Origin of the sequence: Pseudoalteromonas sp. BSi20439 (genome assembly GCF_000241165.1) — a bacterium.
GTDB lineage: Bacteria > Pseudomonadota > Gammaproteobacteria > Enterobacterales > Alteromonadaceae > Pseudoalteromonas.
The window spans coordinates 1-9,761 of sequence record NZ_BADW01000231.1 but is presented as its reverse complement, the minus strand read 5'-3'; the positions used below and the strand labels follow the sequence as shown (position 1 = coordinate 9,761).

Sequence of the window (9,761 nt, the reverse complement as noted above, 5' to 3'; positions counted from 1 at the left end):
TAGCCGTGCCATAGCAGTTTCGCTCGCGCGGAGAAAATTGCGATACTGAGAAAAAATCGATCGCAACCATCTTAAATGGTTTCAAACTAAGAACATACCCAAGACAATTTATTAAAAATTAGTTTTTACACAGTCTGTGCCATAAGCCGACCTTGAGACACATAGAGATTAAGACTGCAAAGATACGAAAGCGGAAGTTAGCTTTGGCCTGTTTAACGACAAATATTCCGACAAAGCAGTCATGACTATTAGTTTATTGTTAAATCTAATCTTTCTTTTCGTTCATCTACTCAATAACCCCACGCTAAACGTGACTTTAGCGTGGGGTTAGAGTTCACAGTAATTTTATCTGGATAGCTCTTTTATTTTTTTCTCTGAAAACCAGCGATATAAAACAGGTAAAACAAATAATGTTAACAGTGTTGCAGTTACCAAGCCGCCAACAATAACACTCGCTAATGGGCGCTGTATTTCTGCACCAACACCATTAGACATTAACATCGGTATCAAACCTAAAGCTGATGTTATAGCAGTCATAAGTACAGGTCTTAATCTTGAAGTAGCGCCTTCAAAAACGGCTTTAGATGCTTCTAGACCGTCTTTAATACGTTGGTTGATACTTTCTACCATAACGACCCCATTCAATACCGCTACACCAAATAAGGTAATAAAGCCAACGGAGCTTGGTACAGACAAGTATTGTCCAGATAAATATAAGGAGAAAACTCCGCCAATTACAGCAAGCGGCACGTTGACCAATATCAGCATAGCTTGACCAACAGAACCAAAGGCAAAGTAAAGTAGTAGTGCGATTAGTGCTAACGATAAAGGTACAACTATAGCTAACCTATTTTGAGCACGTTTTTGACTTTCGAACTGGCCGCCAATCGAAACAGAATAACCTGAAGGTAAGTCAACCTTTTCAGCAATTACCGTTCTGATATCGGCAACCACGCTTCCCATATCTCGATTTTGTACATTTGCTTGGATAACGACTCTTCGTTGTACATCATCGCGTCTAACTTGTGGTGGGCCTGACTCAAATGAGACTGAGGCTACGTCACCCAGCCGCACCCAAGCACCAGTAGGTGATTGAAGCCGAATATCAGCAATAGCTTCTTTGTTACTTCGGTACTCTTCCTCTATGCGAACGTAAATATCATAACGTTCATTACCATTGATTATTTGTCCGGCTTCAACACCACCAATACCATCACGCACAACCTCCATTATGTCACTCACAGACAATCCAAAGCGTGATAGTTCTTGCCTGTTAGGACTTATCACCAATTGCGCTTCACCAGCAATTTGCTCCAATGCAACATCCCTTGCACCTTCAATGTTTTTAATTGCTGTTTCTATTTCTTGACCTTTAGCCGCCAGTACCTCAAGTTCAGGCCCAAACAACTTTATCGCCAACTGAGCCTTAACACCAGATAGTAGCTCATCGACACGAGTCGCAATAGGTTGAGAAAAGTTGAGTAGCAACCCAGGGAATTCTTCTAAAGATCTCTCCATTTTTCCTTGAAGTTCATATCGATTAGATGCACTGGTCCACTCAGAAACAGGCTTCAACCCTATGTAAATTTCGATGTTATTCACAGGCTCTGGGTCTCCACCTATTTCTGCTCGACCAATTCGGCTTAATGCATAGGTTACTTCAGGGAAAGCCATTAGTTTTTCTTCTAGAATTGGTGCCACAGTGAGCGCGGTATCTAAACTGGAAGAAGGTGCAAGCGTTGCTCTTAAGTTTATCGTCCCTTCTTCTAACTCAGGTACAAATTCAGTACCAATTAATGGAACTAATGCAAAGGCAGAGAAAACTAATATAAGTGCGGCTGAAATGACTAATTTGGTGCGTTTTAGTGCGAATGTAAGCCCTTTTCTGTAGAGTTTGTCTAATGGCCTAAGAACAAAGCTTTCTCTTTCTTTAACACCTGACTTAAATAAATAAGTTGCTAAAGCGGGTACAATAAACAACGCAACCACAATAGCGGATATAACAGCTAAAATGATACTTATTGCCATAGGTTGGAATAACTTTGCCTCAACACCTTCAAAGCTAAATAAAGGCGTGAAAACTACTAATATAATAGACGCAGCAAAAAATACGGGACGAGCAACTTCTTTACCAGCCTGCTTAAGGCGCAATTTTATGCCGTGATCATCGTGTTCAACATCATGTGGGTCAGTATCAGCACTAGGCACTCTTTCTTTTACAGTTTTTAAATGGGTAGAGTCTGGTCTATTTAAATGCTTAAACATGTTTTCAACCATCACGACTGAACCATCAACTAGCATACCAATGGCTACGGCAATGCCACCCAATGACATAAGGTTTGCAGAAATGCCCCACCAAGCCATGATCATTAACGCGATACCAATTGAAATTGGAATAGATATTAGGACAAGGAAGGTTGCACGTATATTCATTAAAAATAGTGCTAATACAATACAGATGAAAATAAATGCTAGTAATAGTGCATCAACTACTGTATCAACGGCTTTTTCAATCAAATCAGCCTGATCATAAAATGGTTCAAAGCGAACACCTTTAGGCAATGCTTGATTAATCAATGGGATTCTTGCATTGATACCATCAATGGTGGCTTTAGTATTAGACCCCATGCGTTTTAAGACAATGCCAGAGACAACTTCACCTAAATTTTCGACTTTACCGTCTTCGGTTTTGCGCGTCATTGTGACAGCACCTTGACGAATTTCACTGCCCATTTCAACTTTAGCAATATCCGAAACCGTCACAACTGTCCCATCAACTGTTTTGACGGGAACTTGTTTGATATTACTAATACCAGCGTCACCACTTTCAAACCAACCTGCACCTCTAATAACAAGCTGCTCTTGCCCACGGTTCATATACCATCCGCCAACATTGGCATTGTTGTTATCTAGGGCACCAACAACGTCTTCTTGCGTTAGGTTATAAGAAAGAAGCTTAGATGGATCTACATTTACTTGGTACTGCCTAACAATACCTCCAAAGGAGAGTACATCAGTAACACCATCGACAGGCATAACGAGTAATTTTACTACCCAATCATTGAGACTCCTGAGTGCCATAGCATCATAGCCTGCATCTTTATCTGAAATAAGAAGGTACTGAAATACTTGGCCTAGCCCTGAGGTGTTTGGCCCCATTTCGGGTGTGCCGACACCTTCTGGTATCAGTTCTTTTGCGGCTTGAAGACGCTCAAATACGAGTTGTCTTGCAAAGTAAATGTCGGTGCCTTCTTTGAAAACAACCGTTACGCCAGACAAACCTGTTTTAGAAATTGAGCGCACTTGTTCTACATCAGGTAAGGCATACATTACCGCTTCAATGGGGTACGTAATGAGCTGTTCAACTTCTTCGGCAGCCAGTCCTGGCGCTTCAGTATTCACAGCAACTTGGACATTAGTAACATCAGGAAAGGCATCCAAATTTAGTTTTGGAATAACCATAATTGCGCCGACAATTGTGGCAAACAGCGCAATCAAAATCAGGAGTCTATTATTAACAGACCAATCTATTATTTTATTAAACATAGTCTTGCTCCTTAGTGGTTATGCGGATCAAATCCGCCTTTAGCGATTTCAGAAGCAACAAAAAATGCGCCTTTGGTTACAATTCGCGTCCCACTATCAAGGCCAATGATTTCCCTAAAATCACCTAAGGCTCGGCCTAGTTCTACTTCTACAGCTTTAAATTCTCCAGGGTGGTCTTCGACAAATACGGTCCAATCACCATCTGCGCTGCGGATCAATGCTTCTTCTGGCACAGCCATCACTTTCTGCTTTGTGGCAAACTGAAAGTAAACTTTTACAAACATACCTGAATGAAGGTTATCATCAGCATTCTGTACCCCCAATCTAATAATTCTTGTACGAGTTACGGGATCAATTGTATGGGCTTCTTGGATAACTTTGGCATTGTAACTCTGGCCTTCTAATTTAAGTACCGCAGGAGAATCAATTGATAAATTTAGCTTTTTATTTGGAGAAACTTTTGCTTCAACCCATAGTTGTTTTTCATCAGCTAACAACATGACTGAATCCCCAGCATCAACACGTTGCCCTTGGATAAAGTCGTCTTGAAGCACGACACCTTCACGGTGCGCCGTTAATGCATATTGTCCAAATGCTTTAATGTCTTTGTTAGAAATACCATTTATTGCTTTTTCAGTTAACCCTAAAGCAATGAGCTTGCCATAGCTCGCATTGTATGTTGTTTCAGCTTGTAATAATCGACTTTCACTCACCGTCTTATTACCCAGCTTTTTTACACGTTGCCATTCGGTTGAAGCGATTAAATAGTCAGCTTGTGCTTGTGCCATTGCTTCACTAAATAATGTAACTAACTTCTGACCTATTTCTACATACTCGCCAAGCGCTGCATGGCGACTGATAATGACTGACTCTGTACGTGGTGATACCACATAACTTTTATAGCCATTAGCTTTTATTTCGCCAGGTGCATATACGGAGCTAAATTGATATTCAGGCTTAACACTTTCCACTTTAATGTTAGCAAGCGACATCTTCTTTGGATCAATAGTGATACCTTCTTCATGTCCTTCTTCTCCCTCTTTATTACCACCTTCATGGCCGTGCTCGTCATGGTCACCTTTATCTTCTTCATGTCCCTTTTCGTGTTCATGCTCATCTTGATGTTCTTTTTCTTCTTGTTTCGAAACGTTTGTGACAGAACCAGTTCCATCTGACGACTGTGCAAAAGCATCATGATTTGTAGTAAACCCAACTAACAGGCAGCTAATTACTACGGCTAAAAATTTTTTACTAATTACTGTATTCATTTTTGTAACCTATATTTTTAATAAATTTAAGATTTCGTTTTTCGCTACTGAAAAAACAAAGCGCTCAAATCTCAAATTTGGATAACTGACCCATACTTAAAATGAAGGATATTTCTGCAAGCTTGAATTGATTTTCCAAACGTATTCCTGCATGAAGCCCTTCCGCACGTTGATTTAATGCAAGTAAGTAGTCAGAAGTATTAATGTCACCAGCTTCCCAGCGCTTATTTAATAAGTTTTCGCTGCTATCTAATCTGCCTTTTGTCAGTTTTTGCCATTGCTCATAATATTTTTTACTGACAATAAGCGATTCATAATTAGCTTTTGCTTCAAATGACTGCTTTCGATAAACCGACCGAAAGTTAGCCTCTGCTGCAATTGCTTCTGAATAAGCGGCTTTAACAGTATCTGAATAGTTATTTCTGATATTTAAAGGCATTGAGAAAGTCACGCCAATCAAGTCTTCATCTCCACTTTTCCCTGCGTTAACTCCAATGGTTGGATTGGCTTTAGATTCCATAGTGGTTAGTTGAGCTTTAGATTGTTTTATCTTCCATTGCGCTCTAGCGAGTTTAACTTTTGGATGTTCCTCAACCCACTGAGAGTTAAATGAATAGTTTGTTGCTCCAAAAGTAAATGAAAACAAATTGGTAGTATTAGGCGTCCAATCAGGCAATAACTCCTGAACATTTACCTCTGCATTTTTCAAAGCAATTTGCGACTCAGATATTTCACTGAAAACTTGGGACAAGTTTAAATAAACCAGTTCAGCGTCAAGTGGCTCTAAAAGTCCTGCTTTTCGCTTATCTTCAATAATTCCAACGAGCGTTTGTAATTGATTTTCTCTTACTGAAAGTAACTGAGCCACCTTTTTTGCTGCTTGCCAATTAACTATTGCAGTTAAAGCGTTAGCCTTTTTAGAATCGAGTAGAGATAACAATTGTTGCTGGTTTGCATAAACACCAATTTCACCAATGCTTTTATTTGCTGATTGCTTATCCCAAAAATCAATCGTTTGACTGATACCAATAGAATAATTATCAAAATCACCCTCTTTTTCATAGCTTGCTTCAAGCTCTGGGTTATATACGGCTTTAGTTAAGCTCTTGGCTCTATGATTACTTGCATTAAGTAACTCTTTAGCCGCAACAACTTCGGGATCTTTATTTATTTGACTATCTAGCCATGAAATACTTTTCTGTTTGGCATAAGTGGCAACTGAAAAACTCACAGCCATACATAAAGACAGGACTAAACCTGCATTTTTTAAATATATATACATAAAAATTCTTAATTTTAAAATTAATAAACACGAAACCTTTATCCATTATTAAAGGATAAATAGGTCATTAAAAATTAATCTAATTAAGAAATGGGCGGACGAAGTATCGCTTCAAGAAAGGTACTTGTTTGATCAATTTGATAAGGCGTTTTATTGATAATGTTTAGTTTGCCCGTGGTATTTGAATTACTGACTAAAATCCAAGATAAGTGGCTGCCACTGCAATGTCCGCAGTGATGACAATCTTTTTCATTATGCTGCTCATCACCTACATTATCATTTGAGACATTTCGATCATCTGCATGATCATGTTGAATTTGAAGGTGCTCTATATCTATTTGGTGATTCTCAGGTGTTGCGGATACAACAGCAGTTAACGATTGCAAAACAATCGAAACGACTAATAGTATTTTTAACGCAACATTGAATTTCAAAATAAACACCTACTTAAATATGAAAAATTATAATATCAAAAAAAGGTTTTCTAAACTAGCCATGCGCATGTTTTTCATGCTCGTCACGGCAACTTTCTTGAGGAAACTCAAACTCAATGGTTGTATGAGATAAATTATAAGAAGAAAGTTCCTTAGCCACTTGTTGTTTTAGCCTAATTAATTTATCAACCTCAAAGTTATGGGCTAACTCTAGGTGAGCAGTTAATACGTGACTTTCCCCGTCTAATGACCAAAAGTGCATATGATGAATCCCATTAATTTCAGGTATAGCCTTTATCGCTTTTTCAATATTATTCTGCACTTCTTCATCAGGTGTAGCTTGAAGAAATAGTGCCAATGTTGTTTTCAGGTTTTTCAAAACGTTAAACAATATAAACAGTGTAAAGCCTATAGAAAGCAAAGGATCTAATATTGGTAGATCTACAAAAAGCAGCACGATAGAAACAATTAGGACTGCAACCCAGCCAAGTACGTCTTCAAGCAAATGCCACGTAAGTACTTTTTCGTTCAGCGTTTTACCCGCTTTTAGTTTAAATACTGCATACCCATTAACAGCAACCCCAAGTAATGCAAGACCCAACATTCCTTCAGCCATTGGCATTTCAGGATTAGATAATCTTGGTATTGCTTCAAATAGCACCCAGACAGAACCAATAACTAATACAATACTGTTAATTAATGCGCCAAACAGGGTAAGACGACGATAGCCATAGCTAAATCTATCGGATGCTTCTTTATCCGAGAAACGACTCAGTATCCAAGCGAATCCTATAGATAAACTGTCACCCAGGTCATGTACAGCATCAGCCATAATAGCGGTACTGTTGGTTAGCCAACCACCAATAAATTCGATAATAGTAAATGAAACATTAAGGAAAAATGTCCAACCTATACGGTCGTCTTTTCCATGCGAATGGCTATGGCTATGATTGTGCATTTTCCACCTCAAGAACTTTTAAATTTCTTACATTGACTACGTTAAAATTGATAAAGTGACGGATCACTCGTTGATACATCCAACGTTTGATTCCTGATAAGTTAGTTCCTTTTTCGAGATAAAACTCATCAGGGGAATTATAAACACCAAAATCATCATGAATACCTTCTTTTTGTATATAGGTATCTTGACCACGCCAATCTGTATCTGGCGAAGAGAAACACTTTGTTGCAACACCATAACCACAAAATTCGTTTTTTATTTGACTAAATTTGTGCTGTAGTGAACTTAAATATTGTTCATCTAATATAAAGCCTTCTAAGTTTATCCAACGATCCTTGAAATAAACTTCAATCCAACTATGAATGATATATTTAGGTGCTAACCAAAATACATAAGTTGGAATAGCTCCTTTTTGTAATCGCTGCTCAATAGTAAAGCCGTGAAAACGACATTGAATACCTAATCCTCGTAACAAAGCCATCAGCAAGTTACCCTTGGTATTGCATTGTCCGTAACCATCGGCTAAAACACTGCTTGCTGAAATATCATCACTCTCATTGTAACCAAATAATATTTCATCTTTAACAAATTGGTAGGCTGCACCAATTTTGTTGAAGTCATCGAGTTCTTGCCAATTACGCTCAGAAATTAATGATTGAATTGTAGAGTGTTCAAAATTTACTATCTTGGTTTTTTCTAGATATTTGCTATTCATTGATGTTTCCTTACTTTGAACAACCAAAGGTTGATTGTTTATCTTCATTTGGTGTTTAACGTGTTTTCTCAGCAACAGCTAATTCTTGTTTAGCATCGCTTAGTATTCGGTAAGCGCCTCGAAGAATTAACATTGAAATGATGCTACCAATGACGATATCAGGCCAACGCTGTTTCAGCACCATAACGAGTATGCCTGCGATAACGACACCAAGATTTGCAATTACATCATTCGCTGAAAATATCCAGCTAGCTCTCATATGTACTTCATCGTTGTTGTGCTTTCGAATAAGGATGAGACAAATCACATTTGCAACTAAAGCAACCATGCCTACGCCAATCATAAACCAAGAGTGAGGCTCACTTTCACCATACAGCCTTCTAGCAATATCCATTAGAATTAGCACGCCTAACCCCAGTTGGAAATAGCCACTCACTAAAGCAGCATTAGCCTTATGTTGGATTGACTTTCCCACCGCGTATAGTGCAATTGCATAGACGATTGCATCCGCTAGCATGTCTAACGAATCTGCAATTAAAGCCGTTGATTCTGATAACCAACCAAAGCCAATTTCAAAAACAAACATCGAGGCATTGATAGCCAGAAGCCAATAAAGCACCGTTTTTTGCTGGTTATCTTTTAGCTCAACTTCACACCCACAATCGCTCATTTTCATCTCCGATTAACTTGTATGCTCTAACTATAAATCCTATAGTGACTATAGGGTCAAGTTTATTTGGAAATTTTATGAAAATTGGTGAGTTATCGAAAACATCGGGGTATTCAGTACAAACCATCCGATATTATGAAAAGGAGGGCTTGCTGTCAGATCCTGATCGCACTGAAGGGAATTTCAGGTTGTATTCTAATAAGGCATTTAAAGAGCTAGAGTTCGTAAAGCATTGTCGAAGTTTAGATATTCCGCTTAATGATATTAAGCGACTCATTGAATTAAAAAACAAGCCAGAGGAGAGTTGCTCTAGTGTAAATGCATTAATTGATCGGCAACTAACTTTAGTTAATCAACGAATGAAGGAATTGAATGCACTCAAAAAAGAGTTAAAACTAATGGCAAGCTCTTGCGGGTCTGACGGTACAATTGAAGTCTGTGGCATTATCAAGTCATTAGATAGTTGAACTAAATATAACTTTAGATTAGGGGCTGTTGATCTTTGTAGTACATATATCAATCAGCCCACATTGGTAGCCACATCATAGTAAATGCTAAAGCGAGCATTGAATGATAATTTCGTTCAAGCTTTTCATACCGCGTGGCTATCCCTCTATATTGCTTAATACGGCCAAATGCATTCTCAACCAAGTGCCGATATTTGTACATGCACCAGTCAATATCTTCATTGCCTACTAAACTGTTGCCCTTACGTGGAATAACGGGTGTAGCGTTATTATCACGAACAAACGCTCTCAGTTTTTCACTGTCGTAGCCTTTATCTGCGACAACCATATTACTTGTTGGGCAATTAGCTACGAGTGACTCTGCATGGACGATATCATGCGTATTTCCACAGGATAATTCATAATAAACAGGCAAGCC

Annotated in this window: 9 protein-coding genes; 1 reads left to right on the top strand and 8 read right to left on the bottom strand. The window is 38.6% G+C overall.

Going from position 1 to position 9,761, the window contains the following annotated elements:
• Positions 1–345: 345 nt before the first annotated feature.
• The 7 genes from P20439_RS17865 to P20439_RS17835 form a co-directional block, all read right to left on the bottom strand.
• Positions 346–3,546 (bottom strand): efflux RND transporter permease subunit, encoded by a 3,201-nt coding sequence (locus tag P20439_RS17865; RefSeq protein ID WP_008468876.1) that lies wholly within the window; start codon positions 3,544–3,546, stop codon positions 346–348.
• An 11-nt stretch (positions 3,547–3,557) separates the two neighbouring features.
• Positions 3,558–4,814, bottom strand: a complete 1,257-nt coding sequence (locus tag P20439_RS17860; RefSeq protein WP_002962258.1) for an efflux RND transporter periplasmic adaptor subunit — start codon at positions 4,812–4,814, stop codon at positions 3,558–3,560.
• Positions 4,815–4,878: 64 nt separating this feature from the next.
• Complete coding sequence (locus P20439_RS17855; protein ID WP_008468875.1) at positions 4,879–6,096, bottom strand: TolC family protein; 1,218 nt, start codon at positions 6,094–6,096, stop codon at positions 4,879–4,881.
• 83 nt (positions 6,097–6,179) lie between these two features.
• Positions 6,180–6,530, bottom strand: a complete 351-nt coding sequence (locus tag P20439_RS17850; protein ID WP_004588885.1) for a hypothetical protein — start codon at positions 6,528–6,530, stop codon at positions 6,180–6,182.
• Between the two features lie 55 nt (positions 6,531–6,585).
• Positions 6,586–7,488 (bottom strand): cation diffusion facilitator family transporter, encoded by a 903-nt coding sequence (locus P20439_RS17845; protein ID WP_008468874.1) that lies wholly within the window; start codon positions 7,486–7,488, stop codon positions 6,586–6,588.
• Positions 7,475–8,206 (bottom strand): transglutaminase family protein, encoded by a 732-nt coding sequence (locus P20439_RS17840; RefSeq protein WP_004588887.1) that lies wholly within the window; start codon positions 8,204–8,206, stop codon positions 7,475–7,477. The genes P20439_RS17845 and P20439_RS17840 overlap by 14 nt, the downstream gene beginning before the upstream one ends.
• A gap of 55 nt (positions 8,207–8,261) precedes the next feature.
• Positions 8,262–8,876, bottom strand: a complete 615-nt coding sequence (locus P20439_RS17835; protein WP_004588888.1) for a cation transporter — start codon at positions 8,874–8,876, stop codon at positions 8,262–8,264.
• A 77-nt stretch (positions 8,877–8,953) separates the two neighbouring features.
• On the opposite strand from P20439_RS17835, the gene P20439_RS17830 reads away from it, so the two are divergent.
• Entirely contained in the window at positions 8,954–9,343 is a 390-nt protein-coding gene (locus tag P20439_RS17830) for a Cd(II)/Pb(II)-responsive transcriptional regulator (protein WP_004588889.1), read from the top strand.
• A 49-nt stretch (positions 9,344–9,392) separates the two neighbouring features.
• Here the strand turns inward: P20439_RS17830 and P20439_RS17825 are convergent.
• On the bottom strand, positions 9,393–9,761 hold a 369-nt coding region (locus tag P20439_RS17825), incomplete at its 5' end, for an IS5/IS1182 family transposase (RefSeq protein WP_036933824.1).